The following is a 24857-nucleotide window of genomic DNA, read 5'->3' on the forward strand; positions in this document are numbered from 1 at the left end:
TAAATCGGTCAATCAGGACAAAACGGCCTTATTCAAGAGAGATCGATTTCAACCACTTCTCCATCACCGCTGCGGCAATCTCGAGCCCCTGAGACTCGGCAGCACCCAACTGCTGCATGAAGATGCGCGGACCGTCCGCTCCCAGCGAAGCATGCAGCGAGTCGCGGTACTCGGCCAGTTCCATCCATTCGCGCGCCACCTCGGAGGACGCTTCGAGGTGAAACTGAACGGCGTAACTCTGCTTGTATCGGAAGAGTTGATTCGGATACTTGGCAGAACCAGCGAGCCGCACCGCGCCGTTCGGAATGTCGAAGGTATCCGAATGCCATTGCATTGCAGGAAATGTGGAGGGCAGATCTCCCCACACGGGATCTCGCCGGCCCTCGACAGTCAAGGTGATCTCCTCAACTCCGACTTCGGGCACAGCGCCCGTGTAGACGCGAGCACCCAGCGCCGCGGCGAGCAACTGCGAACCCAGACACACTCCCCACACCGGGACATCGTTCTCGACCAGATCCCGAATGTATTCGATCTCGGATGCCAACCACTCGACCCCGCCCTGATCGCCGACGCCCATCGGCCCGCCCATCACGATCACGGCGTCGAACCGTCGATGGGCGGGAAGCGGGTCGGTACCCAGAAGAACGGTCTGCACATCTCCGTAGCTCTCCAGGACAGGCGAATACGCCGCTGGGGGTTCACACTGCGCGTGTCGTAGTTCCAGAAAATGCATGTAGGCAATTCCTCTCGAATCCGGTGCCGAAAGCCTATGGTTCTATTCGACATAAGGCACATCGACGGCGTCGGATGTGCTCTGCGCTCGAATCTCCCCTTTCATCGCCCCTTTACCGACAAGGAACGTCTGTGCGCGCATCACACCTCTTTTCGACATCGATTCGCCCGTCCTCAACTGCCGTTCGCATCGCACTCAGCGCATTCGCCTTGGCGTCTCTTGCCGCATGCTCAGGGACAAGCACCGACAGCGAGGCCGAATCAACATCCACCGCGACCACCACTGCAACCTCGACAACTCAACCCACGACGACTAAGGCTCCATTGACCACCTCGGTGGCCGGTCCGACGAATACTCCACTGGCCACCACCCCAGTCACCGCAGAAGTGACGCCCGCTGCAACTCCTGCGATCATGCCCAATGTCGTGTGTATGAATCTTCAAGACGCGCAGGACACCATTCAATCGGCCGGAGTCTTCTTCTCCAGAAGTGCTGACGCAACTGGCGCGGGTCGACGCCAACTGGTCGATTCCAACTGGATTGTTGTCGATCAGACACCTTCTGCCGGAAGCCCTTTCGGGGAAATCGAAGCCGTGCTCTCAGCCGTCAAGATCGGCGAACCCAACCCCTGTTGATCGAGCGAGATCTCGAACTTCGCAATTCCGGGAACGCCGCGCCCTACTTGACAACTACCTTCAACCTCCTTCACTGTAGTCAACATTACGAGTATCCAATATATTGGATGCGAAAGGTTGGATTGCAACATGAAGGTGCAACGAATACGGCAGAGCGCCAACTCTCCGGCGGGCATGAGCGAACCCGTCATCGGAATACTCGGAGGCATGGGGCCGGCCGCTACTGCGGACTTCTACTCCAAACTCGTTGCCCTGACGCCAGGTTCGACGGATCAGGAGCACCCCAAAGTTGTCATCTGGGCCGATCCCACGGTTCCCGACCGGACATTGGCACTCACCGAGGACGGCCCGGACCCCACCCCCTGGCTGCTCCGAGGTGCGCGCGTCCTCCGAGAGTCGGGCGCAACGACGCTCGCCATCCCATGCAATACCGCCCACGCCTTCCTGCCCGCCATCTCATCCCAACTGGGACTTCCCGTCGTCCACATGATCGACGAAGTTGCTCGGCACATCCGGACGCTCTCACCCGCCGTCACATCCGTCGGACTGTTGGCCACCACGGGGACGGTCCGCACCGGGTTGTATCAACAATGGCTGTCGGAATACTCGATTGACGTCCTGGTGCCAGGACCTGCGATCCAGGACGAACTGGTGATGCCGGCGATCCGAGCAATCAAGAGTGGCAACGTCGGAGACGAGACCACCGACAAACTCGTCAGGGCCGCCGATCTTCTCGTCGAATCGGGCGCGCAGGTCGTCGTGGCCGGATGCACCGAGATTCCGCTCGGACTGCCCGCCGACGCCACAACCTGTCAGATCATCGATCCGGCAACAATTCTCGCCCGCGCGCTGCTCCTACGCGTTGCGGATGCCCGGAAACACGCGTCGTTGGCCGACCTGGGCTGACCCGCGACAAGCAACGTGCAGAGTACGATATCCAGTATGTTGCGTGGCGGTAAACCGGTTGAGCGAGCACGAATGAGCGACATCGCTCTCGAACGCATTCGCGAAGCGATCGTCACCGGTGAACTGGCGCCGGGCTCGAAGATCAAGGACAGCGAACTCGCCGAGTATCTGGGATTGAGCAGAACTCCGGTCCGCGAAGCGCTCGCAAGGCTGGTCGACACCGGACTCGTGGAAGCGAAGCCCGGTGCGTACACGCGCATCACCACCCTCGACCGCGGCGACGTCGAGGCAACACTCGCAGTCATCGAAGCTCTCGACCAATTGGCCGTCGTCACCGCTGTACCGAACCTCACCGACGAGATGATCGGGGCGATGCGCTCCGCCAACAAAGACTTCGCCGCTGCCGTCAAGCGAAACGACATAGGCCGAGCGCTGACCGCGGACGATCGCCTACACAGCGTCATCATCGACGCTGCGGCAAATCCGCTGTTGAAGAAGCTGATTCACCAGGTTCACCCACAAATTCACCGCATCTACTACCGCAAGTTCTCGAGCCTTCTCGGCAGCCAGGACTCCGTCGACCATCACAACAAGCTGATCGAGCTGTGCGCAGACCACGATGCCGAGGCGGCAGCGACACTGTCGGCCGAACATCGACGCCATCTCGGCGGGCTGATCGGTGAACTCTTCGACGCCGACGAGTTCGCGCTCTCGGACTGACCGACGCCCGAATACAAGTTTCGGCGCTTGCCTATATTGGCCATTGCCGATATAAATGACTGGTGCATGCGTTCGACGTTCTCGGAGACCCAGTTCGGCGAAGAATCATGGAAATCCTGTCCAGCGGCGAGCGCTCGGCGGGTCAGATCGCCGAAGTCGTGGCAGCGGAGTTCGGAATCTCGCAACCGACCGCGTCCGGGCACCTGCGAGTGCTCCGAGAAAACGGATTCGCCACAGTCCGCAGCGAAGGCACCAGGCGTCTCTATGCCGTCGAGCCCGCGCCATTGCAAGAAGTGGACCAATGGCTCGACGGATTCCGGCAGTTCTGGAGCGGCCCTCTCGACGCATTGGCCACAGAACTCGCACGAGGGAAACGACGCGGCTCCGAGCGGAGCAGATCTTCACAATCGAATTCTTCCGACGAAGGAGACTCACAATGACCGAGATCGCGAACCAGGACACCAGCCTCACCGCGGTAGAGCGGAGCATGGGCAACCGCGACATCGCAGAAGGTGCGGCTCGAACTGCCGTACTCAAGCGCCGCTACACCGCGTCGGTCGACGACGTCTGGGACGCCATCACGACCCCTGACCGCATCAACCGTTTCTTCCTTTCGGTGAGCGGAGACTTCCAGGTGGGCGGCTCGTACGCCTTCGAAGGCCAGGCAAGTGGCGAGATCCTGGCCTGCGACGCCCCACACCTGCTGCGACTGCAGTGGACACCGCCCGGCGATCGCGGATACAGCGATCAGGTCGAGATCCGGCTGACTGCAGACGGCCCGGACGCCACCTGGCTCGAGTTGGAGCACGCCTCCGTCGCCGATGTCTTCCGTAACGACCCGGACACCGGCTGCTACGGCGTCGGAACCGGCTGGGAAGGCCCACTTCACTACCTGGGCGAATACTTGCGCGGCACTCTCCCTGATGCGCCGAGCACTGAGTGGTACACCTTCGACGAAGCAGAGGAGCTTCGTCTGGCCAACTTCCGAGGGTGGGAGTGGGCAAAGATCGAGGCAGAGCACGGCGGCCGATAACGCCCAATTCTTCGAAAACGGTCACAGGATGGCCGTTTGCTTTGTATCGTGACCGAGCTGGACGTATGTCCAGCAGTTTTGGTGGCTTCCTTTCGTGCCACAACTGCTTCGGTCCACGAGAAGAGAGCTCCACATGGCGCCACAACCCGTAGTCGACAACGCGGCCACGACGCGACGCACGCACATCATCCGGACAGTTCTCGCTGTCCTCGTCATCGCACCGCTGTCGATTGCGGCGTTCTACATGTGGGCACTGTGGGATCCGGGCGACACGGTCAACCGCTTGCCCGTCGCCATCGTCAACGCCGATGCCGGCACAGAACTCGACGGAACACGTCTGCAAGCCGGCGATGAAGTTGTTGCCGCGCTCGTCGAGAGCGGAGACGTTGCATGGAAGGTCGTCTCGGAACAGGAAGCCGCCGACGGCGTCAACGACGGCACCTACTACTTCTCGGTCGTCATTCCCAAGACTTTCAGCGCAGACGTGGCCAGTGCCGCATCGGGTTCGGGCCGCAAGGCCGAACTCGACGTCTTGTACAACGATTACAACAGTCTGGTCGCCGGCCCGGTCGGTGAAAGCATCATCGCTCAGGTGCGCTCGGCGGTCTCCGAGTCGATCGGCGAGCAGTCCATCGACCAGGTGCTGGTCGGGTTGGGTGAACTCGGAACAGGATTCGGTGAAGCAGCCGCTGGCGCGCAACAACTCTCCGACGGATCCTCCGAAGCACTCGCCGGAACCAACGAGCTCTACGCCGGAAGCAAGGAACTCGCCACCGGCATGGGTGAAGCGAATCAAGGCGGCAAGGAGCTGGCCGCCGGAGCCGGCGAGCTGGCTGCTGGAGCAAACGAAGCTGCTGCAGGCTCGGGCGAGCTGAGCAGCGGACTCAACCAGTTGGTCGGGGGAACCGACGAACTCGGCGCAGGAGCCCGTCAGATCAGCGAAGTGGTCGACATGGTCACCACCCCGGTACTCGACCTCGCGGGGTCCTCGGACGCCGTCGCCGGTCAGATCGACGCCCTCACGTCGATGCTTCGAAACTCGGCCGATCCGGTCTCCGCCGGACTCGTCGAAGCCCTGGGTGGACTGCGGGCTTCCCTGACTGCACAACCGTCGGACGACGACGTGATCGGTCAGCTCGGCCAGCTTCGCGACGGTGCGCGGGAGATCTCGCGCCAACTCACCGATCCGAGCAGCGACTACCGTGGCGGGCTTCTTGCCGCGGCGGCCGGTGCAGATGAACTCAACACGGGACTAGGCCAACTGTCCGACGGCGCAGGCCAACTCGCTACCGGCGCACAGGAACTCTCCACCGGCCTCGGGCAGTTGGACACCGGAAGTATTGCGCTCCGTGACGGTCTCGGGCAGCTATCGGCCGGCGTCGGCGAGCTCGACGCGGGCAGCGCAGAACTCGCCACCGGTTTGTCCGACGGCGCCGCCCAGGTGCCGCAGTTCTCGGACGACGAACGCGCCACCACAGCCAATCTGCTCTCGTCCCCGGTTGCCGTCGACGCGCGGAACAACTATCCCGCAGCCGGTTTCGGACCGGGAGCCGTCCCTGCCGTGATCTCGGTGGCACTGTTCCTGTGCGGAATTCTCACGTGGTTCGTCGTCCGTCCACGACGCGGACGTTCACTGAACTCGCACACCAGCGTGGTGCGTGAGGGGCTGCGCCGCTACCGCATTCCCGCCCTGGTCACCTTGGTCGCGGCGCTCGTGTTGTCGGTGGTGTCACTGACCGTGGCAAACGTCGAACCACCTAGTGTTCTGGCGATGATCGCAGTGATGATCCTGGTGGGTGCCGCCGCGGTCAGCTCGGGCAGGCTCTTCACCGTTGTGTTCGGAGCCGTCAACGGAACCTTCATCGCTTTGGGCGCCTTGATGATTCAGATCTTCGCCTTCGGCGCGGTATACCCCATCGAACAGATGCCGACGGTTCTGCAGTGGCTGCACGCTCTGATGCCACTCACGTGGGCGCGCAACGCCATGCGCATGGTCCTTGTCGGATACTACGGCCCGAAATTCTGGGTGGCGGTAATCGCTCTGGCTGCCTTGGTGATCGGAGCCGTCCTGTTCACCATCTGGTGGCGCCGCCGACAAGAACCGCCGACCGACGCCGATGACGACGCGCCGATCACCGAGGAGATCGTGTACCTCCAACCAACGCAAATGTAAATCTGCGCAAGCGTGAGCCGGATCAGCGAACGAGCGTCGTACGCATCAACATGACGTTGTAGTCGGCCCACGTGGTGGCAAGGAAGTACAGATCCGAACCACTGGACCACGGGTGGATGTATGCAGCGTAGATACCGGGAACCTCGACCAGATTGACCAATGTTTCCGGTGCCGTCCACGGACCGACCGGACTGGGAGCGGTTCGCATCACGATCGAACTGAACGCGTCGGCGTACATCGCCACGAACTTGCCGAGGAACTCGTTGTACTGAACGGAGATCTCCCCGATGCGGCCGCCCATGACGGGTACGGCCGCAGCGGGATCAGCTCGGATCCAGCCGTTTCCGTTCCAGTACTCGTAGGCGGAAAGATCGAGGATCGCCCCCTCGGGCACGCGAGAAAGTCGAACCTCGCCGGATCGTCCCGCGGGGGTTCCGTAGTTGTAGACGAACCCGCCGTCCTTCACCATCGAGCTCATCTGAAAGTTCTCGCTACCGGCGACGGGGGCGACACCCGCGGGAAGAACCCCACCGATATTGGGGCGCAGCGTCTCCGGACGCATGGTCCACGTCTCGCCGTTGTCCGAGGAGGTGGCAATCTGTGAGTAGTTTGTACTCCACTGCCCGGCCTCGCCCCAGTTGCGCACCGACATGTAGCTCAGATACTGCACACCGTTCACTGCTATGCCGCTCGTGGGGATACTGGAAGCCTCGACGCCCGGAATCTTCAGACCGGAGATGATCTCACGCGCCTGACCGGTACCGTCCTTCGGCGCGCTGTCGATGCGCATCCCGTCGGCGAGTACCCGATCCGAGCTGCGGAAGAGCACATTACTTCGCCACTCGCCCACCAAACCGTCGCAGGTGGGGTTACGACTGAGCCCGGTGGTATCGCCGAAAGCGGTCAGAATCTGCCCCGCACCGTTGTCCCACATGATGCCCAGGTCGGTTCCCAGGACATTGAAGCGATCAACCGTCTTGTTGGGACTGTATGTGCCGGTGATCTTTTCGATCGCGGTAGTACGACCGGACAGACCTGGCAACCCTCCGGTGTTGCCGTTGAGCCACGGCGCCGCATTGGCCGGACCTCCACTACTACCGACGCCACTGACTCCGACGCATCCCGGCGCAGCCATCGCCGGCGAAGCCAGCGCCGTGACGGCAGCAGCTGCCAGAGCAGCAACTACCCCGAACACCCCCAACGATCTCCCCGCGCGAAACATGACTCCCCCATGGCCGGGATTGTTGGTGTTGTCGTCGTCGTTCCCCCCGAACCTCGGACAATCTAGCAACTGCAGTCACAGATAACCCAATCAGACAAAGACGCGAAAAGGCCTGAAAGTCATAGTATTTCAGACTTTCAGGCCTTTTCGGACAGAGAAGATCAGTCAGTAGGTCAGCGCGCTCCGCTCGCACCGCCGTCGAGTGGAATCACCGCGCCGGTCAGATAAGCCCCGGCACGTGAAGCCAGGAAAATGGCAAGACCTGCAGCATCCTGGGGAGTTCCGACCCTGCCCAACGGGACCGAGTCCGCCACAGCCTTTGCACTTTGCTCGTCCTCGAGGAGGAATGCCATCATCTTCGACGGGAACGGGCCCGGCGCAATGGCATTGACCGTGATCTGTTCCCCCGCAAGCGTTGCCGCGAGCTTGCGCGTCAACATGTGCACCGCAGCCTTACTGGCTCCGTACGAGAAGTTCTCCGAACCCGACACCACGAGTCCGTCGATCGATCCGATATTGATCACGCGCGCGGGATCTTCCGCAGTGGCTGCAGAACGCAACTGCGGCAACAGCTTCTGCGTCAAGAGGAAGATTGCCTTGACATTGATGTCGAAAATCTTGTCGAAGCCGGCGGCCGGAAAATCGTCGACGGGAGCTCCCCACGTGGCACCGGCGTTGTTGACCAGTACGTCGAGCGTCGGCGAAATCTCGGCGACCTTCGCAGCGAGGCTCTCGATCCCCTCGTCCGTGGACAGATCGGCCGGATGCGAAATGCAGGTGCCGAACTCCGAAAGCTCTCGCGCGGCTTCGTCACAGGCTTCGGCTTTTCGGGCCGAAATGACGACCGTCGCTCCGCCTTCGACAAATCCGCGAGCGATCATGTATCCGATGCCGCGTGATCCACCGGTGACCACAACGGTCTTGCCACTGACGTCGAACAGTCCCTCGATCAAGCTCATGCGACCTCGAAAAGCCCGGCAGCACCCATGCCGCCGCCGATGCACATGGTCACCACCACGAGCTTGGCTCCGCGCCGTTTTCCTTCCAGAAGAGCATGGCCGACCAGACGAGCACCCGTCATTCCGTACGGATGGCCGACGGAGATACCGCCGCCGTCGACGTTGTACTTCTCGGGATCGATCCCGAGCTTGTCGCGGCAGTACAGGGCCTGAGAGGCGAAGGCCTCGTTGAGTTCCCAGAGATCGATGTCGTCGACCTTCAGTCCGTGAAGATCCAGCAGACGCGGAATCGCGAACACCGGTCCGATGCCCATCTCGTCGGGAGCACAACCCGCGACAGCCATCCCACGGTAGATACCGAGAGGAGCCAACCCGCGGCGTTCCGCCTCGCCTGCCTCCATTAGCACCGAAGCGGAGGCACCGTCCGAGAGCTGAGACGAGTTGCCCGCAGTGATGGAGGAATGCGCACTGACAGTCCCGTCGGCCAGAACCGGTCGCAAACTCGACAGCCCTTCCAATGTGGTGGAAGCGCGGTTGCCTTCGTCCAGGGTCAGCGTCACGGACTCGCTGCGGATCTCACCCGTCTCCTTGTCCTGCACCTGCTTGATCGAGGGCAGCGGGACGATCTCGAGATCGAACCGACCTGCGTTCTGAGCTGCTGCGGTTCGCTGCTGCGAGACGAGCGCGAACTCGTCCTGCTGCTCGCGGGTCACTCCGTAGCGCTCGGCGACGATCTCGGCCGTGTGCAGCATCGGCATGTAGATCGACGGCTGGTTTTCCTTCAGCCACGGATCAGCCGCGCGGAAGTTGTTCATATGATCGTTCTGGACCAACGAGATCGATTCGACTCCGCCGCCGACCGCGATCTGCATTCCGTCGTCCACGATCTGCTTTGCTGCGGTCGCGATGGCCATGAGCCCGGACGAGCACTGACGATCGATCGTCATTCCGGAAACCGAGTCCGGAAGCCCGGCCCGCAGCACCGCTTGCCGTGCGACGTTGCCGCCGGAAGATCCCTGCTGCAGCGCGGCGCCGAGGATGACGTCCTCGACCTCGCCGCCCTCGAGGCCCGCGCGCTGAACTGCATTCGAAATGGCATGTGCAGCAAGCTCTTGAGCCTGAGTGTTGTTGAACGCGCCGCGGTACGCCTTACCGATCGGGGTACGGGCGGTGGAAACGATGACAGCTTGCCTCATCGGGGAAACCTTTCGTCGAACACGAAGTGCTGTGCGCCTTTATTAACCGCCGGGGGTTAATAAAGGCGCACAGCAAAGAATCAGGGCTGGAACACGACGCGACCGACAGTGGTGCCGTCGCCGAGGCGACCGATACCGTCGGCAACGTCCGTCAACGACAGCCGCTCACTGATCAGTGGTTTGACCAAGCCGGCATCGGCGAGCCTGGTGAGCTCGACGTGGCAGTCGTCGATGGCCTGCTGGTTGTAGGCCTTGTACAGCCCCCAGTGCAGTCCGATGATCGAATAGTTCTTGATGAGAGCGTGATTGAGTGCCGGCTGCGGGATCGTGCCACCGGCGAAGCCGATGATGACGATCCGTCCCTCGAAGGCGATGCACTTGGTGGACTTCGCGTAGGCGTCGCCGCCGACCGGATCGAAGACCACGTCGGCGCCCTTGCCGCCGGTGAACTCCTTGACCGCTGCCACGAAGTCCTCACTGTGACGGTCTACGACGAGGTCGGCGCCGAGCTTGCGCGCGTACTCGGCCTTGTCCGGGCCGCCGACGACACCGATCACCTTGGCGCCTGCCGCCTTGCCGAGTTGCACTGCCGCACTACCGACACCACCCGCAGCAGCGTGGACCAACAATGTCTCACCCTCGAGCAGTTGGGTGCGGCGATGCAGAGCGAACCACGCTGTCTGATAGCCGATGCTCAGAGCGGATGCTTCCGCGTCGTCGAGAGCCGACGGCGCCGGGAACGTGTTGTTCTGATCCAGTACCGAGTACTCGGCGAATCCGCCGGACGGCAGACTCGGATTACCGATCACCCGGTCCCCCACTGCGAATTTGGTCACCGATTCACCGACCGAGACCACTTCACCACACAGTTCGACACCGGGTGTGAAGGGCAGCGGCGGCTTGATCTGGTACTCACCCCGGCACATGAGGACGTCGGGGAAGTTGGCCGGAGCCGCCAGCACCTTGACCAACATCTCCGTCGCATTCGGGGTGGGATCCGCGGTCTCCTCCAACGCGAGCACATCGCGGGGTTGACCGAGTTCGTTGACGCGCCAAGCCTTCACAGCAATTCTCCAGACAGATAGTGGGTGAGTTTCAGGACGAGATCGGGAGGTCGACCAACTCGGCGAGGCGTGCCCGATGCTGATACGCGGTTCCCAGCGACAGCTGATCGCTCTTCGCCCGTTTGAGGTACAGGTGCGCCGGATACTCCCACGTCATTCCGATACCACCATGAAGTTGGACGCACTCCTCCGCAGCATGAACCGCGACGCCGCTGCAGAATGCCTGGGCCACCGTCGCTGCGATCGCCGCATCGGCGTCGCCGCGTGAATAGGTGTCCGCCGCATAGCGTGCTGCCGCGCCCGAAGAGCTGACTTCGAGCCAGAGATCGGCGAGGCGGTGCTTGATCGCCTGGTACGAACCGATCGCCCGGCCGAACTGCTTGCGCTCCTTCACATACGCGAGAGTCGTTTCGAGGCACCACTGAGCTACAGCGAACTGTTCGGACGCCAGAAGTGCGCTTCCGCAGAGCAACGCTTCCTCAACCGCTTGCGCCGCATTGCCGCTGTCGACACGGACCGACGACGAACCCGAGAACTCGACGTCCGCCAATCGGCGCGTCATGTCCAGGGACAGAACCGGCGTGACGGTAGCGTCGGCGATCCGAACGGTATGCAGCTCCAGGCCGCTCTCACCGGCAACCGGAACAACAAGAACATCGGACTCGGCGACGCCGGCAACCGTCGTGACGCTGCCGACGAGTCCACTCGCCGTTGCCTTGACAGTAGGTGTGAAAGTTCCTGGTGCAGTGGACAACGGGACGACCAGAGCAGCCGTCGAATCCCCCGCTGCCAATTGACCGAGCACCTCGGTCTCGCCGGCCTTCAGCAACGCCGTCGTCGCCAGCACCGCGCTGGTGAAGAACGGAACGGGAGCGACCGCACGTCCGATCTCCTCCATCACGACCGCCGCCTCACGCGTCGACGCACCTGCCCCGCCCAGTTCCTCGGGTACCAGCAGTCCCGCCAAACCGAGTTCCGACGCCAGCGACTTCCACAGCCCGGTGAAGTCGGCGGACACGTCGTCGTACGCCGTGACCACGGTGTCGGCGCCGGCCCGCTCGCTCAGCAGTCGTCTGACGCTGGCTCGCAGATCTTGTTCGGTCTCGGAGTACAACAGATCGGCGCTCATCGGGGTAAGTCCTTCCAGGCGATGTCCTTGTCGACGCGATGCTCGGGCGGCAACCCGAGTACACGTTCTGCGATGACGTTGCGCAGGATCTCCGACGTTCCGCCCTCGATCGAATTGCCCTTGGCTCGCAGGTACCGGTATCCGGGTTCACGCCCGGTGAAGTCGACGGAATCCGGTCGACGCAGCGTCCAGTCGTCGTAGCGCAGACCGGCTTCGCCGTGCAGCTCGAGGTCGAAACCCGAAATCTGCTGAGCCAAACCGGCAAACGCGAGCTTCATTCCCGAGCCTTCGGGGCCGGGCTGGCCGGCGGCGAGCTGCTGGCGCAGTCGCTCACCGGTCAGACGCGCAACTTCGGATTCGGTCCAGAGCCGCATCAACTCGTCGTGCATCGCCGGATTACGCAGCTCGGGCTCGTCACGCCAGGCCTGAGCGACTTTTCCGATCATGCCGCCCTCACGCGGTGCGCCCGAACCGATGGCAACCCGCTCGTTGTTCAGGGTGGTGGTCGCAACCTTCCATCCCTGACCTTCGGCTCCGAGGCGATTGGCGTCCGGAATCCTGACGTCCGTGAGGAATACCTCGTTGAATTCGGCCTCGCCGGTGATTTGGCGCAGCGGACGGACGTCGACGCCCGGATCGGTCATGTCGCAGATGAAGTAGCTCAGACCCGCATGCTTGGAGCGCGACGGATCAGTCCTGGCCACCAGAATCGCCAGCTGCGCGTTCTGCGCACCCGACGTCCATACCTTCTGCCCGTTGACTATCCAGTCGTCGCCGTCGCGGACAGCGCGGGTGGCGACGGCCGCGAGGTCCGAACCTGCGCCCGGTTCACTGAACAGCTGGCAGTAGACCGTCTCCGCAGTCCACAACGGGCGCAGGAACTTCTGCTTCTGCTCCTCGGTACCGAAGGCGGCGATGGTCGGTGCCGCCATGCCGAGTCCGATCCCGTTCTTGCCGGTGGCCGGGCCGGGTGCGCCGGCGGCCTCCAGCTGAGCGTTCACCTGACGCTGAAAGCTCTGCGGTACACCGAGTCCCCCATGACCTTCGGGGAAATGAACCCACGCCAGTCCGGCGTCGAATCGTGCGCCGAGGAAATCCGATACCGACACGCTGTTCGGATCGTTCTCCGCGAGAAGCGTGTTCACCTTGTCGGTGAGATCACGCGATACTGCCTCTTCGTCGAAAGCCATGCCCATTCCTTCGGTTCGAGCGGTGAGCGGACGGTCAGTCCTTCGGTCCACCGGCGACGTAGACGACCTGACCGGAAACGAAGCCCGCGCCTTCGCTGACGAAGAACGACGCGGTGTGCGCGATGTCCTCGGGCTGTCCGACGCGATTGACCGGAATCTGCGAAGCGGCAGCGGTCTTGAAGTCCTCGAAGCCGACGCCCATGCGCTCGGCCGTTGCGGCGGTCATCTCGGTTTCGATGAATCCGGGGGCAATAGCGTTCGCGGTCACGCCGAACTTGCCCAGCTCGAAGGCCAATGTCTTGGTGAAGCCCTGCATTCCGGCCTTCGCAGCGGAGTAGTTGACCTGTCCACGATTACCGAGAGCCGACGTGCTCGAGAGGTTCACGATGCGGCCGAACTTCGCTTCCACCATGTACTTCTGCACCGCTCGCGACATGAGGAACGCTCCGCGCAGGTGGACGTTCATCACCGAATCCCACTCGGCAACACTCATCTTGAACAGAAGGTTGTCGCGAGTGATACCGGCATTGTTGATCAGCACGGTAGGTGCACCCAGGTCTGCGGCCACACGATCCACCGCTGCGGCGACCGAAGCCTCGTCGGAGACGTCAGCGCCGACGGCCAGCGCCTGTCCGCCTGCGGCCTTGATCGCGTCGACGGTTCCGGCACACGCCGCTTCGTCGAGGTCGAGCACGGCGACGGCAAAACCGTCTTCCGACAGTCGCTTCGCTACTGCCGCACCGATTCCGCGTGCTGCACCCGTGACAATTGCGGTTCTACGTTCCTGGCTCACTGGCCCTCCATACTTTCGTGATTCGACGGACACCGGACGATCTCGTCAGATCCCGGCCTGATCTGCAATTTCCCTGGCTTTGGCGACCAAGGCGTCAATACGTTCCACGGTGGGAGTTCCGCTCTCGGCGGCATTCTGCGGTTCGTCGCGGGCGCGACGCATCACGCCCTCGGCGATCACGGCAATCTTCCACAGTCCCAATGTGTGCCAGAACTTCAGCGCAGCAGGATCCCGTCCGGTGGCCTCGAGATAGATCCGGGAGATCTCCTCTCGCGAGGGGAATCCCGGGAGTGCCGAGGCCGGGAAATCGCCGCCGGTATTCTCACCAGCCGCCGGCCAGTACGCCAACAAGCTTCCGACGTCCGCCAACGGATCACCGAGTGTGCACAGTTCCCAGTCGAGGGCCGCGACAACTTCGCCGTTGCTCGCCGAGGTGATCACATTGCGTAGGTGAAAGTCGCCGTGCACCAACGTGGTTTCAGTGTGATCCGGCTGGGCTGCAATCAGGCGTCGGGTGAGATCGTCGAGATCAGGGCATTCCCGCGTCTTCGACTGTTCCCATTGACCTCCCCAACGCTTCAACTGCCGTGCAGCGTAGGGCTTGTGGCTTGCCAGGTCGTCGAGACCGGCCTGCTCGAGGTCGACGGCGTGTATCTTCGCCAGCGTCTGAGCGAGCGAGATTCCGATTGCCCGGCGACGATCTTCCGACAACGCCTCCGCAAGAGGCATTCGGTCCACCACTTCGCCGTCCACGAATTCCATGAGGAGCAGCGGAACTTCGGTGACGGCAGGATCCTCGGTCAACCCGAATACTCGCGGCGAAGGCACGTCGGTGGATTCGAGAGCGCTCAGGATTCGAGCCTCACGCGCCACGTCGTGAGCCGAGGCCAGCAGATGCCCCAGCGGTGGGCGTCGTAGCACCCAGCGATTGCCGTCCTGATCGCGAACCAGGTACGTGAGATTCGACTGCCCCAAGCCGATTCGATCGAAGGACAACGGCCCGGAAAAGTCGATCCCCAGGCCTGCGATCCACCCGGTGACCGCTTCGGTATCGAGTCCCACTACTCCGACGCTAGCCACCGACGGACGCTCCCTGCCGGAACGGGAGTGCGTCACCCAACAACTGGCCACCGTCGATGGTCATGATCTCGCCGGTGATCCACTGGGCTGCATCCGAAACCAGGAAGGCAATGGCAGCGGCCACGTCCTCGGGTTCACCGATGCGTCCGAGAGCAGTCGACGCGGACACCGCTTCTTCGTGTTCTTTCCACAGAGCTTCGGCGAGTTTGGTTCTCACCACTCCCGGCGCAACGGCGTTGACACGAATCTTCGGTGACAACTCGAGCGCCAACTGCTTGGTGATGTGGATCAGAGCAGCCTTCGACGCGTTGTACGTACCGATTCCCGCCTCGAACGCCATGCCGCCGATCGAAGCGGTGTTGACCACGGAACCACCGTGCTCGCCCATCCAGGCCCGCGCTGCGAGGCCGGTCCACAGGACTGGAGCCCACACGTTGACGTCGAAAGTCTTGGCGAAGCGCGAGTGATCCTGGTTGATGATCGGCCCGAACGACGGGTTGGTGCCCGCGTTGTTCACCAAGATGTCGAGACTGCCGAAACGCTCGATCGTCTGCTCGACGCACTTGCGTGCAGCATCCTCGTCCGTCGCGTGAGCGCCGACGCCGATCGCGTTGCCGTTCACCTGCGCGGCAGCCGCATCTGCGGATTCCTGTGAGCGCGAAGTCAGTACGACGTTTCCGCCCGCCGCCGCAATCGCCTGCGCGGTCGCGAGGCCGATGCCCCGCGATGCGCCTGTGACGATTGCCGTCTTACCTGTGAGATCCAGTCCTGCCATGTCAGTTCGCCTTGACTTCGCGGTACTTGCGCAGTTCCTGCTTGGCGATGGCGCGCTTGTGCACCTCGTCCGGGCCGTCGGCCAGGCGAAGGGTGCGCATGTGGGCGTAAGCCATCGCGAGCGGGAAGTCGTCGGTGACGCCGCCACCGCCGTGAACCTGGATGGCGCGGTCGATGATCTTGAGCGCGATGTTCGGTGCCGCAACCTTGATGGCTGCGATCTCGGTGCGCGCTTCCTTGTTGCCCACCGTGTCCATCATGTGTGCGGCCTTGAGCGTGAGGAGTCGAACCATCTCGATGTCGATACGAGCCTCGGCGATCCAGTCCTGGATATTCGCGTTGTCACTGACGGGCTTCCCGAAGGTGATGCGGGTGGATGCGCGCTTGCACATCAGTTCCAGTGCGCGCTCGGCCATTCCGATTGCACGCATGCAGTGGTGGATGCGGCCGGGGCCGAGGCGGGCCTGGCTGATCGCGAATCCTTCACCCTCACCGGCGAGAATGTCCTTGGCCGGGACGCGCACGTCCTCGAAAGTGATCTCGCCGTGTCCTTCGCGGTCCTGGTAGCCGAAAACCGGCAGGTTGCGCAGGATCGTGACGCCGGGAGCATCGATCGGCACGACCATCATCGACTGCTGACGGTGGGTGGCGGCATTGAAGTCGGTCTTACCCATGACGATCAGAACCTTGCAGTTCTGGTGCAAGGCGTTGGAAGCGAACCACTTACGGCCGTTCAGCACGTACTCGTCGCCGTCACGGTCCATACGGAGCTGGATGTTGGTGGCGTCGGAGCTGGCAACCTCGGGCTCGGTCATCGCGAAAGCGGAACGAATTTCGCCTTCGAGAAGCGGCTTGAGGTACTTCTCCTTGTGCTCGTCGGTGCCGAAGAGCGTGAGCACCTCCATGTTTCCCGTGTCCGGAGCGGCGCAGTTGGTGGCCTCGGAGGCCAGGTGGCTGCGGCCCATGATCTCCGCGAGCGGTGCGTATTCCAGGTTGGTCAGGCCGGGGCCCCATTCGGGATGGGGATGGAAGAGGTTCCACAGCCCGCGGGCCTTGGCTTCCTTCTTCAAGTCGTCGATGATCGGCGGCTGAAAGTGCGGGTTACCGGACTCACGCATCTGCTCTTCGTAGACCGCTTCGGCCGGGTAAACGTGCTTGTCCATGAAATCGAGCAGTTCGGCCTGGTACTTCTTGGTGCGATCCGAGAACTCAAACACTGACATGTGAACTCCTGACAGAGAGGGAAGGAAAATTGGGGGCTCGATGTTCGAGATGGCTGTTGACGCCCTCGACGACATCCGGGCCGTGAAATGCGTTCAGCATCAGCGATTCCGCACGCCTGGCGGAATCGGTGAAGGTCGAGTGCGCATCGGCACTCATCTGCGACTTGATGACGGAGAGGGACGTCGGCGAGCAGTTGGCCGCGATGTCCTCGGCGTAAGCAATCGCCGCATCCAGAACGTCACCGCCGGTGACCAGGTGGTCGACCAGACCGATGCGGTACGCCTCGTCGGCATCCACCATCCGGCTGGAAAGCAGAAGATCGACTGCTCGACTGTGCCCGACCAAGCGGGGCAACATCCAGGAGATGCCGTACTCCGCAATCAGGCCTCGACGCGCGAACGCGGTAGTGAATCGTGTTGCGCTCGAACCGAAACGAACGTCGCAGTACAAAGCCTCGACCATTCCGAGCCCGGCGGCGACGCCGTTGACGGCAGCGATCAGCGGCTTGCGGATGGTGGTCGGGAAATGACGGTCTCGCGGCCGGACAAGATCACTTTCGGAGACTTCGCCGACGTTCTTCAAATTGCCGAGGTCAGCCCCCGAGCAGAATCCTCGGCCGGAGCCGGTGACAACAATTGCTCGGACACTGGGATCTTCGTCTGCCACGGCCAGAAAGTCGTAGTACTGATCTTCGAGCTCGTTGGTCCACGCGTTGAGAACGCGGGGCCGATTGAATGTCAGAACCAGCACCGCTCCTCTCTGCTCGGAGAGGACGAGTTCCTCGGTCATCGTGTTCCCGCGAGGAGCGACGCCTGGTACCGGCGCATCCCGCGCAGCCAACGGTCGTAGTCGGCGCCCTTCTGCCGGTACATGTCCAGCACGTTCTTGTGCGGAAGGATGAGAAATTCTTCGGCATCCACTGCCGCAAGAACGATTTCGGCGCATTCGGCAGGCTCGAGAACATTGCCTGCCGCAAGCACGGCTCCGGTTGCGGCCTTGCCGACCGGATCGCCGGAGTTCTCACCTTCGTAGAGAAGCTTGGTGTTGACGCCCATCGGGCACAAGCAACTGACGCGAACACCCTGATCTCCGTAGGTGATCGAGAGCCACTCGGCAAACGCGACCGCGGCATGTTTGGTCACCGAGTACGCGGCGGACCCGACCTGACTGAGCAAGCCGGCCGCAGAGGCCGTGCTGATGAAGTAGCCCTCCCCGCGCTCCGTCCAGCCGGGGACGAGGAGCCTGGCAGCGCGAATGTGGGCGCGAACGTTGACGTCGATCGTCGTGTCCCAGACGTCTTCACTGATGTCGAGGCCCATGCCACCGGTAACGCCGGCATTGGCGAAGTAGAGGTCGACCGGGCCGAATTCCTTTTCCGCCTGCGCGATCAGGCCCGCAATGACCGTCTCGTCGGAGACGTCGCCACCGGCAGACACGGCCGCTCCGGGACGCTCCGCGTTGATCGCCTCTGCTACTGCCGAAGCTGCTGCCCCGTCCAGGTCAGCCACTACGACGCGAGCACCCTCGGCAGCCAGTCGCTCGGCCAGTGCACCGCCGATTCCCCCGCCGCCACCGGTGACAATTGCTACCTTCTGGGCAACCTTCATGAGCGATTCCTCTCGCTTGCGTCATACCTACGCGCTGACAGTGATCCACGTCTCCCCTCATGTATAGTTGAATCCGGCGTCAGTTTCAACCGTCGAATCGCGACGGTCACCCGAACGGCCCGTTCCGTCCTCCTGAACTGCGAGTAAAGGGATAACGATGACTGAAAACCAATTGCCCGTCCGCCCGTCCACCTTCGCCGAGCTCGAGAAGCTCATCGGCCAGGAACTTGGCCCGACGGAGTGGTACGACATCACCCAGGAGCGCATCAACGCGTTCGCCGAAGCCACAAACGATCATCAGTGGATTCATGTCGACCCGGAACGAGCCGCATCGAGCCCGCTCGGCAGCACGATCGCGCACGGACTCTTCAGCCTCTCACTAGGACCCCAGTTCTCCTACCAACTCATCCACTTCGACGGCTTCGCCCACAGCCTCAATTACGGCTACGACAAGGTTCGCTTCCCCGCTCCCGTTCCCGTGGGATCCCGGGTCCGGATGCGCGCAACCGTCGTGTCCGCGGAGCAGTTGCCCGGCGGAATCCAAGTGAAGATGAGCCAGGTGGTCGAGCGCGAGGGTTCCGACAAGCCCGTCGTGGTCGCCGAATCCGTCGCTCGCGTCGTCGAAAAGAGCTGAACCGATAAGAGCTGAACCGAGACTGGGACGCCCGGCCGCTCGAACATCGATGCAGCCGGGGCGGCCCACCTCGTCAGAGACGGTCGGGGAACTTCAGAGCGTTCGCCCACAGATCGGTCACAGTGGCGACAATCTGATCGAACTCCGGTGAACGCCCGTCCACCTCACCCTCACGAAGGGTGAACAGACTGTAGGCGAGTCGACTCACCATGCCGGACAGAGCAATCGACGCCGTCATCGGATCCAGCGTCGTGTCCGCGATGCCGCGGGACTGCAGATCTGCAATCCCGCGGGCATTACGGCGTATGAACGCATTGGCACGCTCGCTGCGGAACTTCCGAAACTCCGGGTCGATGTGAGCAACCTGCTCCATGAGCCCCATCAACTTCGCATTGCGTTGATACGCGGCCAGATACGCTCGATTACTTGCCTCGAGCACGGCGTACGGATCGTCCGCGCTCGCAACGCGTCCCATGCCCGGGTGCATCATGTCGTCTCGCGCGACCTCGAGGACGGCGGCGAACACCTCTTCCTTGTTCGCGAAGTACGTGTAGAACGATCCCGTCGCGCAACCGGCTTCTTTTGCGATGTCGATCAAACGTGCATCGAGATAGCCACTGCGCTCGAAAACCTTACGGGCAGCAGCAACCAATGCCGCACGCGTGCGTGTCCCCCGCTCGGTGGTCGGTCGATCCCGGAGCAGCGCGGGCGGAGCCACCGGTAAGGCGGCAATTCGCGATTCGTCGTCGAGCACGGTGCGCTCCTCATCCTTCCGATCAACATCATTTTCGGGACAATCCCAGCAGACTCGATGTTGACGCCGGATTCAAGTGTACGCTCTGGTGAGACCCAGGACACACAATCGGTCGATTCCTCCCGAAAGGCAGAACCATGGTTAGCGTTCTCGACCCGGTGACCCGTCACGCGGAAGCCACTCCGGAAAATATTGCAATTCGCGGCACGGATAATCATTGGACATACCGACAGCTCCACGACGCGTCTCTGGCGTTTGCCGGCCGCATTCGCGACGAAGGGTTGAGCATCGGCGACCGGGTTCTGCTCGCGGCGCCGTCGGTGCCTGAATTCATCGTGGCGTACATGGGGATTCAGGCTGCAGGTTGTGTCGTGGTGCCCATCAACACGATGTCGGCGCAACCCGAAGTCGAGTACGTACTGGACGACGCCGAGATTTCGCTGGCGATCGCCTGGCACCAGCTCGGTCCCGCAGTTCAGGATGCAGGGAGTGCGCGCGGCGTCCCGGTGTGGACGCTCACCGAAGAATCGGCGAAGGCCGACCATCCACCGGCAACGGTGGTCGACCGCGACACAGCGGACACCACGGCGATTCTCTACACCTCCGGTACCACCGGACGTCCGAAGGGCGCTCAGCTGACGGTCGGGAATCTGTTGTCTGCCGGTGAGATCGGCGCCGAGAGCAGCCGCGGAAATCCCTCGGACCGCACCGGTACCGGACTGCCGCTCTTTCACATCTTCGGCCAGGGTTCGGTCATGATGGCAACCTTCACCGGCGGCGGATCACTATCCCTGCTCGCCCGGTTCGACCCGGCCGCCATGCTCGATCTGGTGCGTCGGGACAAGCTCACCATCATGGCCGGCGTCCCCACCATGTGGAATGCCATGCTGCACGCCGCAGCCGACGTGGACAGCTCCGACTTCGAACAACTGCGGATCGCAATCTCCGGTGGCGCATCACTTCCCGGTGAAGTCGCTCGCGCCTTCGAAGCACGGTTCAACTGCACAATCCTCGAGGGCTACGGCCTGACCGAGACGAGCGCATTCGGAACTTTCAACAGCATCGACCGCGTCGCAAAGATCGGATACACCGGCCGCGCCGTACCGCGCACCGAGGTCGAGGTCCGTGATCACGACGGAAATGTCTGCCAGGCAGGCACAGTGGGCGAGGTATTCATCAAAGGACCGACGGTCATGAAGGGCTACTGGAAGCGCCCGGCCGACACGGCCGCCGTCCTGTCCGACGACGGATGGTTCCGCACCGGAGACCTCGGCGAGACCGACGCCGACGGTGACCTTCGCATCGTCGACCGCGTCAAGGACCTCATCATCCGCGGTGGATACAACGTCTATCCAGGCGAGGTCGAAGAGGTGCTCTACCAGCACCCCGACATCATCGAGGCCGCGGTGATCGGTATACCCGACGACTACTACGGCGAGGAGGTTGCGGCGGTGGTGGCCGTGCGCCCAGGCTCCGACCTCGAAGCAGATGACGTCACCTCTTGGGCTCGGGAACGTCTGTCCGCCTACAAGATTCCGCGGGTCGTCCAGTTCATCGACGCGCTCCCGAAGGGTTCGACGGGAAAGATCCTCAAGCGATCGATCGACCGCACCGAACTCCTCGCCCAGAAGCAGAACTGAAAACACAGGTGAACCCCGGCGAGATTTCGCCGGGGTTCACCTGTCCATGCGCTCAGAGTGCCCTGTCCATACGCTCAGAGTGCGTCGAAGTACTCGATCTGCGGGGCGCCTGCGAGGAAGGGCGCCATCGCCTTTCCCGCGGCCTGGAAATGCTCGGACGATCCATGGGCCTTGATCGCAGCACTGTCTTGATACAGCTCCATGAACTTGTAGGAATTCGTATCCGTCTTCGAGCGGATCAGTTGATACAGAACCGTTCGGGGCTCTTCCGTGCGCACCTTATCGGCAAGTTCGGCGACTACGGCTTCGAACTGTTCGCCGCTTCCGTCTTTGACGGTGATATCCGCGATGACAGCAATCATTCATTCCTCCAAAAGTGTTCCAGCAGTATTCGAGTGTTACCGAGGACCTACAGTTTCACTGCATGGGCAGTAGTCCGAACGTCGATTCCAACTGACTGCGAGTGCTTTCCGCATCGGTGTGGAGAATGCCGGCGATCCCCAATCGTGCCGCGCCGTCGAGGTTCTGTTGCAGGTCGTCGATCATCACGGCGCCTTCGGGCGCTACACCCAGCCGCTCGCACGCGATGGTGTAGATCTGACGAGAGGGCTTACGAATCCCGACTTCCGAGGAGATCACCACTTCGTCGGCGAGGTCCTCGAGCACAAAACCCGCGTAGCAATCACGCCCGAAAGCATTGGACACGAGCGCAACAGGGTGACCCGCCGCTCGGACGTCCGCAATCAGTCGCACCATCTCTTCGTCTCGGACAAGCCCGGCCTGCATACGGTCGACCAATCCTTCGCTGTCCACGACGGCGCCGTGCGCTCGTAGCCGTTCCCCGAATCCTGCTTCGAAGGCCTCCTGGTCGATCTTTCCGGATTCGTGATCGGAGAGCAGTCGCTTCGAGACGTCGTCGCGGGAGAGCAGGGTCAACGGAAGTCGTGGGTCGCCCCCAAGCGAGGCCCCGAAGTCTTCGAAGGCCTGAAGAACACTGGAGGTGAGAACTCCACCGAAATCGACGAGCACTGCCGTACGCGTAGGTGTCATTGCTCCATCAGACACCAAACATGAACCCGGCGTCAACATCAGTTTTGGCGCAGCGAGAATTGTAAAGTGTTGATCCACAACCGGTTGACCGTATCGAGCAGACCGTCGAAGGTCACTCCGGCGGCGCCGTCCTCGCCGCCGCGGGATACGAAGTACCCGAACGCAAGTCGACTGATCATCCCGGAGAGTGCCCGAGACGTCAGTAGCGGATCCAGATTCGCGTCCGCCAGTCCGGCTTTCTGCAGCTTCTCGATACTGCGCGCGTTGCGTCGAACAAACGCGTCAGCACGCTCGAGGCGGAGAACCCGGAACTCCGGATCGATGCTTGCTACCTGCTCGAGCAGTCCCATCAGCTTCGCGTTCCGTCGGTACGCCTCGAGGTACGCGCGGTTACTCGCCGCGATGACCTCAGCAGGATCCGCGCCTTTCGGAGTGTGCGGCATACCCGGATGCATCATGTCTTCGCGTGCCAACTCCATCACTGCCGCGAAGATCTCTTCTTTGCTCGCGAAGTAGGTGTAGAAGGTACCGGCCGAGCACTGCGCCTCCACAGTGATGTCGATCAGCCGCGAGTCCAGATAGCCGGACCGTTCGAAAACGGTGCGGGCCGCATCGATCAACGCTCGACGCGTACGCAAACCACGCTGAGTGGAGGGGAGTTCCCGTGACACTGTCGACGAAGCATCTTCGGAGCCTGTGCGTGCTGCAGCCATGCTCCAGTTATACGTCAGACGCCCGCTACCGGTGACCGATAGCGGGTGTCTACTCGAAACCGAAAGAGTTACTTGGCGTACAGGTGCGCGCCCGGAATTGCGTTCGGATCGTCCCGAACTTCCTTCGGGTTGGTCTCTTTCAGCACCCAGGCACTGAAGAAGGTCACCAGACCCATGAGGGCTACGAACACGGCAACCCATGTAGTGGTCCCGGTCTTCGCGATGAGTGCCGTCATGATGAACGGAGTACCACCGCTGACCGTGATCGCCGCCAGCTGGTACGCCAACGATGCTGCCGAGTAACGCACGTTGGGCGCGAACAGCTCACCCATGTACGCAGCGATCGGCCCGTAGGTCATCGACTGGAACACGCTGCCGACTGTCACCGCGATGAAGAACAGCGGCAGGGACTTGGTGTTGATCAACCAGAAGTACGGGAATGCCCAGACCACGATCGCCGCGGCGCCGATCAGGATCATCGGACGACGACCGATCTTGTCGGACATCTTCCCGGACCACAGCACCACACCGACTGTCAGCAACGCACTCAGGAGCGAGATGATGAGCAGTGAGTTCCGCTTCAACCCCAGTTCGGTTGTGCCGTAGCTGAGCACGCCGGCGATGCTGATGTAGAACAGTGCATTGGTGGCGGCCAGAAGTCCGCAACCGAGCAGAATCTTGCGCCAGTGATCCTTGAGCGCCTGCGCCAGTGGAGCCTGAACGACGACGTCCTTTTGGTTCTTCTTGGCGTCTTCCTGCAACTCGAGGAATTCCGGCGTGTCCTCGACCTTCGTCTGGATGTACAGAACCACAGGGAAGAGCAGCGCGCTGGCGAAGAACGGAACTCGCCAACCCCAGCTCAGGAATGCATCATTGGAAATGGTCGCGGTCGCGACGAGGAAGACCAGGTTGCCCAGCACTACACCGAACGAGACACCCATCTGACCGAAAGTGCCTGAGAATCCGCGCTTCTTGGGACTCGCGGATTCGGTGAGGAGAAGGACGATTCCGCCCCACTGGCCACCGCAGGCGAGACCTTGGATGAATCGCAGTGTCACCAGAAGAATCGGAGCGACGACGCCGATTGCCGACGCACTCGGGATCGCGCCGATCAGGAACGTCGCGACGGCCATCAGCAACAGGCAGGTGACGACAGCGGGCTTACGCCCATACTTGTCGCCGAAGTGTCCGGCGACCAAACCGCCGATGGGGCGGGCAACGAAGCCGGCCCAGAACGTACTGAACGAGAGCAATGTGCCCATCAGTGCGGATGAATCGGGGAAGAACACATGCGGAAAGACCAGTGCCGCAGCCGTTCCGTACAAGAAGAAGTCGTACCACTCGATGGAACTGCCGAGCAGTCCCGCGCCGAGAAGTTTGCGGTGCGCTTTCTTCTTCTTCCGTTCCTGATCGGACAGGCCCCCTGCCTGCGTGTTCGAATCCACTGCCGATCTCGTCATGGGTTACTCCTCGATGGGTCGGACGCTCGTCGCGCCGGGAGTTGAGAAGCGGAACCGGGCCAGAAGTAGAAACTGACACCAACTTCAACTCTGTGGCGTTGCGATCAGTCTGCGATACAAAAAGAGTGATGTCAATCACTGAAATGCATTGCCGCATAGGGGACTAAA

Annotated in this window: 26 protein-coding genes; 8 read left to right on the forward strand and 18 right to left on the reverse strand. The window is 62.2% G+C overall.

Translation table 11 applies throughout. From position 1 onward, the window contains the following. Positions 1-28 precede the first annotated feature (28 nt). The gene (locus AC1Q61_RS05380; RefSeq protein WP_492651196.1) at positions 29-733 is read right to left on the reverse strand and encodes a type 1 glutamine amidotransferase; all 705 of its coding nucleotides are present in this window, start codon (positions 731-733) and stop codon (positions 29-31) included. Positions 734-864: 131 nt separating this feature from the next. Between AC1Q61_RS05380 and AC1Q61_RS05385 the strand changes: the two genes are divergently transcribed. The 6 genes from AC1Q61_RS05385 to AC1Q61_RS05410 all read left to right on the forward strand — a co-directional run bounded on the left by AC1Q61_RS05385 (position 865) and on the right by AC1Q61_RS05410 (position 6200). After that, complete coding sequence (locus tag AC1Q61_RS05385; protein WP_084325447.1) at positions 865-1368, forward strand: PASTA domain-containing protein; 504 nt, start codon at positions 865-867, stop codon at positions 1366-1368. Positions 1369-1497: 129 nt separating this feature from the next. Further along, a complete protein-coding gene (gene cuyB, locus AC1Q61_RS05390) occupies positions 1498-2274 on the forward strand; it encodes a cysteate racemase (RefSeq protein WP_020971074.1) in 777 nt (258 codons plus the stop codon). Between the two features lie 36 nt (positions 2275-2310). Continuing rightward, entirely contained in the window at positions 2311-2994 is a 684-nt protein-coding gene (locus AC1Q61_RS05395) for a GntR family transcriptional regulator (protein WP_019745689.1), read from the forward strand. Between the two features lie 62 nt (positions 2995-3056). Then, positions 3057-3434 carry an ArsR/SmtB family transcription factor gene (locus AC1Q61_RS05400; RefSeq protein WP_019745690.1) on the forward strand — a complete coding sequence of 126 codons (378 nt, stop codon included), beginning with the start codon at positions 3057-3059 and terminating at the stop codon, positions 3432-3434. Beyond that, positions 3431-4027, forward strand: a complete 597-nt coding sequence (locus AC1Q61_RS05405; protein ID WP_492651195.1) for an SRPBCC domain-containing protein — start codon at positions 3431-3433, stop codon at positions 4025-4027. Before AC1Q61_RS05400 ends, AC1Q61_RS05405 begins: the two co-directional genes overlap by 4 nt. Positions 4028-4160: 133 nt before the next feature. Further along, positions 4161-6200: a YhgE/Pip family protein gene (locus tag AC1Q61_RS05410; protein WP_492651194.1), complete on the forward strand. Its 2040-nt coding sequence runs from the start codon at positions 4161-4163 to the stop codon at positions 6198-6200. A 22-nt stretch (positions 6201-6222) separates the two neighbouring features. On the opposite strand, the gene AC1Q61_RS05415 is transcribed toward AC1Q61_RS05410, so the two are convergent. From AC1Q61_RS05415 to AC1Q61_RS05470, 12 genes are all read right to left on the reverse strand, one after another. Then, positions 6223-7422, reverse strand: a complete 1200-nt coding sequence (locus AC1Q61_RS05415) for a glycoside hydrolase family 183 protein (protein WP_492651193.1) — start codon at positions 7420-7422, stop codon at positions 6223-6225. A gap of 173 nt (positions 7423-7595) precedes the next feature. Beyond that, positions 7596-8381 (reverse strand): RhlG family 3-oxoacyl-ACP reductase, encoded by a 786-nt coding sequence (locus AC1Q61_RS05420; protein ID WP_020909426.1) that lies wholly within the window; start codon positions 8379-8381, stop codon positions 7596-7598. Continuing rightward, complete coding sequence (locus AC1Q61_RS05425) at positions 8378-9577, reverse strand: acetyl-CoA C-acyltransferase (RefSeq protein ID WP_492651192.1); 1200 nt, start codon at positions 9575-9577, stop codon at positions 8378-8380. The genes AC1Q61_RS05420 and AC1Q61_RS05425 overlap by 4 nt, the downstream gene beginning before the upstream one ends. An 80-nt stretch (positions 9578-9657) precedes the next feature. Then, positions 9658-10641: an NADPH:quinone oxidoreductase family protein gene (locus AC1Q61_RS05430; RefSeq protein ID WP_003943088.1), complete on the reverse strand. Its 984-nt coding sequence runs from the start codon at positions 10639-10641 to the stop codon at positions 9658-9660. A 31-nt stretch (positions 10642-10672) separates the two neighbouring features. Next, the gene (locus AC1Q61_RS05435) at positions 10673-11770 is read right to left on the reverse strand and encodes an acyl-CoA dehydrogenase family protein (protein WP_042921584.1); all 1098 of its coding nucleotides are present in this window, start codon (positions 11768-11770) and stop codon (positions 10673-10675) included. Next, entirely contained in the window at positions 11767-12960 is a 1194-nt protein-coding gene (locus tag AC1Q61_RS05440) for an acyl-CoA dehydrogenase family protein (RefSeq protein WP_030536036.1), read from the reverse strand. Before AC1Q61_RS05440 ends, AC1Q61_RS05435 begins: the two co-directional genes overlap by 4 nt. A 34-nt stretch (positions 12961-12994) precedes the next feature. Beyond that, entirely contained in the window at positions 12995-13753 is a 759-nt protein-coding gene (gene fabG / locus AC1Q61_RS05445) for a 3-oxoacyl-ACP reductase FabG (protein WP_042446291.1), read from the reverse strand. A 45-nt stretch (positions 13754-13798) separates the two neighbouring features. Next, positions 13799-14833 (reverse strand): phosphotransferase family protein, encoded by a 1035-nt coding sequence (locus AC1Q61_RS05450; RefSeq protein ID WP_039973187.1) that lies wholly within the window; start codon positions 14831-14833, stop codon positions 13799-13801. After that, the gene (locus tag AC1Q61_RS05455) at positions 14826-15608 is read right to left on the reverse strand and encodes an SDR family oxidoreductase (RefSeq protein ID WP_007730827.1); all 783 of its coding nucleotides are present in this window, start codon (positions 15606-15608) and stop codon (positions 14826-14828) included. The genes AC1Q61_RS05450 and AC1Q61_RS05455 overlap by 8 nt, the downstream gene beginning before the upstream one ends. A gap of 1 nt (position 15609) precedes the next feature. After that, positions 15610-16830 (reverse strand): acyl-CoA dehydrogenase family protein, encoded by a 1221-nt coding sequence (locus AC1Q61_RS05460; protein ID WP_019745701.1) that lies wholly within the window; start codon positions 16828-16830, stop codon positions 15610-15612. Beyond that, on the reverse strand, positions 16817-17620 hold the full coding sequence (locus tag AC1Q61_RS05465) for an enoyl-CoA hydratase-related protein (RefSeq protein ID WP_030536038.1): 804 nt from the start codon (positions 17618-17620) through the stop codon (positions 16817-16819). The genes AC1Q61_RS05460 and AC1Q61_RS05465 overlap by 14 nt, the downstream gene beginning before the upstream one ends. Next, complete coding sequence (locus AC1Q61_RS05470; protein ID WP_003942864.1) at positions 17617-18438, reverse strand: SDR family oxidoreductase; 822 nt, start codon at positions 18436-18438, stop codon at positions 17617-17619. The genes AC1Q61_RS05465 and AC1Q61_RS05470 overlap by 4 nt, the downstream gene beginning before the upstream one ends. Positions 18439-18595: 157 nt before the next feature. Here AC1Q61_RS05470 and AC1Q61_RS05475 point away from each other — a divergent pair, with 157 nt between their 5' ends. Next, positions 18596-19072, forward strand: coding sequence for a MaoC family dehydratase (locus tag AC1Q61_RS05475; protein ID WP_003942878.1), 477 nt, complete (start codon positions 18596-18598; stop codon positions 19070-19072). A gap of 73 nt (positions 19073-19145) precedes the next feature. Here the strand turns inward: AC1Q61_RS05475 and AC1Q61_RS05480 are convergent, their stop codons facing one another. Further along, the gene (locus AC1Q61_RS05480; protein ID WP_007730821.1) at positions 19146-19826 is read right to left on the reverse strand and encodes a TetR/AcrR family transcriptional regulator; all 681 of its coding nucleotides are present in this window, start codon (positions 19824-19826) and stop codon (positions 19146-19148) included. Positions 19827-19963: 137 nt separating this feature from the next. On the opposite strand from AC1Q61_RS05480, the gene AC1Q61_RS05485 reads away from it, so the two are divergent. Then, positions 19964-21466 (forward strand): class I adenylate-forming enzyme family protein, encoded by a 1503-nt coding sequence (locus AC1Q61_RS05485; RefSeq protein WP_007730820.1) that lies wholly within the window; start codon positions 19964-19966, stop codon positions 21464-21466. Positions 21467-21540: 74 nt separating this feature from the next. Here the strand turns inward: AC1Q61_RS05485 and AC1Q61_RS05490 are convergent, their stop codons facing one another. The 4 genes from AC1Q61_RS05490 to AC1Q61_RS05505 form a co-directional block, all read right to left on the reverse strand. Next, the gene (locus tag AC1Q61_RS05490) at positions 21541-21828 is read right to left on the reverse strand and encodes a putative quinol monooxygenase (RefSeq protein ID WP_492651191.1); all 288 of its coding nucleotides are present in this window, start codon (positions 21826-21828) and stop codon (positions 21541-21543) included. A gap of 55 nt (positions 21829-21883) precedes the next feature. Next, the gene (locus AC1Q61_RS05495; RefSeq protein WP_064687843.1) at positions 21884-22516 is read right to left on the reverse strand and encodes an HAD family hydrolase; all 633 of its coding nucleotides are present in this window, start codon (positions 22514-22516) and stop codon (positions 21884-21886) included. 38 nt (positions 22517-22554) lie between these two features. Next, on the reverse strand, positions 22555-23229 hold the full coding sequence (locus tag AC1Q61_RS05500) for a TetR/AcrR family transcriptional regulator (RefSeq protein WP_003943027.1): 675 nt from the start codon (positions 23227-23229) through the stop codon (positions 22555-22557). Positions 23230-23297: 68 nt separating this feature from the next. After that, positions 23298-24689: an MFS transporter gene (locus tag AC1Q61_RS05505; RefSeq protein ID WP_058038323.1), complete on the reverse strand. Its 1392-nt coding sequence runs from the start codon at positions 24687-24689 to the stop codon at positions 23298-23300. Positions 24690-24857: the final 168 nt, after the last annotated feature.

The organism is Rhodococcus sp. MPR-R1B (assembly GCF_058793255.1).

What these genes read in the sequence shown, in the direction of transcription:
- AC1Q61_RS05485 (WP_007730820.1), top strand. Translation starts at nt 19,964, where the DNA reads ATGGTTAGCGTTCTCGACCCGGTGACCCGTCACGCGGAAGCCACTCCG.
- AC1Q61_RS05490 (WP_492651191.1), bottom strand. Translation starts at nt 21,828, where the DNA reads ATGATTGCTGTCATCGCGGATATCACCGTCAAAGACGGAAGCGGCGAA.
- AC1Q61_RS05420 (WP_020909426.1), bottom strand. Translation starts at nt 8,381, where the DNA reads ATGAGCTTGATCGAGGGACTGTTCGACGTCAGTGGCAAGACCGTTGTG.
- AC1Q61_RS05465 (WP_030536038.1), bottom strand. Translation starts at nt 17,620, where the DNA reads ATGACCGAGGAACTCGTCCTCTCCGAGCAGAGAGGAGCGGTGCTGGTT.
- cuyB (WP_020971074.1), top strand. Translation starts at nt 1,498, where the DNA reads ATGAAGGTGCAACGAATACGGCAGAGCGCCAACTCTCCGGCGGGCATG.
- AC1Q61_RS05415 (WP_492651193.1), bottom strand. Translation starts at nt 7,422, where the DNA reads ATGTTTCGCGCGGGGAGATCGTTGGGGGTGTTCGGGGTAGTTGCTGCT.
- AC1Q61_RS05440 (WP_030536036.1), bottom strand. Translation starts at nt 12,960, where the DNA reads ATGGCTTTCGACGAAGAGGCAGTATCGCGTGATCTCACCGACAAGGTG.
- AC1Q61_RS05395 (WP_019745689.1), top strand. Translation starts at nt 2,311, where the DNA reads ATGTTGCGTGGCGGTAAACCGGTTGAGCGAGCACGAATGAGCGACATC.
- AC1Q61_RS05470 (WP_003942864.1), bottom strand. Translation starts at nt 18,438, where the DNA reads ATGAAGGTTGCCCAGAAGGTAGCAATTGTCACCGGTGGCGGCGGGGGA.
- AC1Q61_RS05495 (WP_064687843.1), bottom strand. Translation starts at nt 22,516, where the DNA reads ATGACACCTACGCGTACGGCAGTGCTCGTCGATTTCGGTGGAGTTCTC.
- AC1Q61_RS05435 (WP_042921584.1), bottom strand. Translation starts at nt 11,770, where the DNA reads ATGAGCGCCGATCTGTTGTACTCCGAGACCGAACAAGATCTGCGAGCC.
- AC1Q61_RS05410 (WP_492651194.1), top strand. Translation starts at nt 4,161, where the DNA reads ATGGCGCCACAACCCGTAGTCGACAACGCGGCCACGACGCGACGCACG.
- AC1Q61_RS05380 (WP_492651196.1), bottom strand. Translation starts at nt 733, where the DNA reads ATGCATTTTCTGGAACTACGACACGCGCAGTGTGAACCCCCAGCGGCG.
- AC1Q61_RS05475 (WP_003942878.1), top strand. Translation starts at nt 18,596, where the DNA reads ATGACTGAAAACCAATTGCCCGTCCGCCCGTCCACCTTCGCCGAGCTC.
- AC1Q61_RS05425 (WP_492651192.1), bottom strand. Translation starts at nt 9,577, where the DNA reads ATGAGGCAAGCTGTCATCGTTTCCACCGCCCGTACCCCGATCGGTAAG.
- AC1Q61_RS05460 (WP_019745701.1), bottom strand. Translation starts at nt 16,830, where the DNA reads ATGTCAGTGTTTGAGTTCTCGGATCGCACCAAGAAGTACCAGGCCGAA.
- AC1Q61_RS05505 (WP_058038323.1), bottom strand. Translation starts at nt 24,689, where the DNA reads ATGACGAGATCGGCAGTGGATTCGAACACGCAGGCAGGGGGCCTGTCC.
- AC1Q61_RS05405 (WP_492651195.1), top strand. Translation starts at nt 3,431, where the DNA reads ATGACCGAGATCGCGAACCAGGACACCAGCCTCACCGCGGTAGAGCGG.
- AC1Q61_RS05500 (WP_003943027.1), bottom strand. Translation starts at nt 23,229, where the DNA reads ATGGCTGCAGCACGCACAGGCTCCGAAGATGCTTCGTCGACAGTGTCA.
- AC1Q61_RS05455 (WP_007730827.1), bottom strand. Translation starts at nt 15,608, where the DNA reads ATGGCAGGACTGGATCTCACAGGTAAGACGGCAATCGTCACAGGCGCA.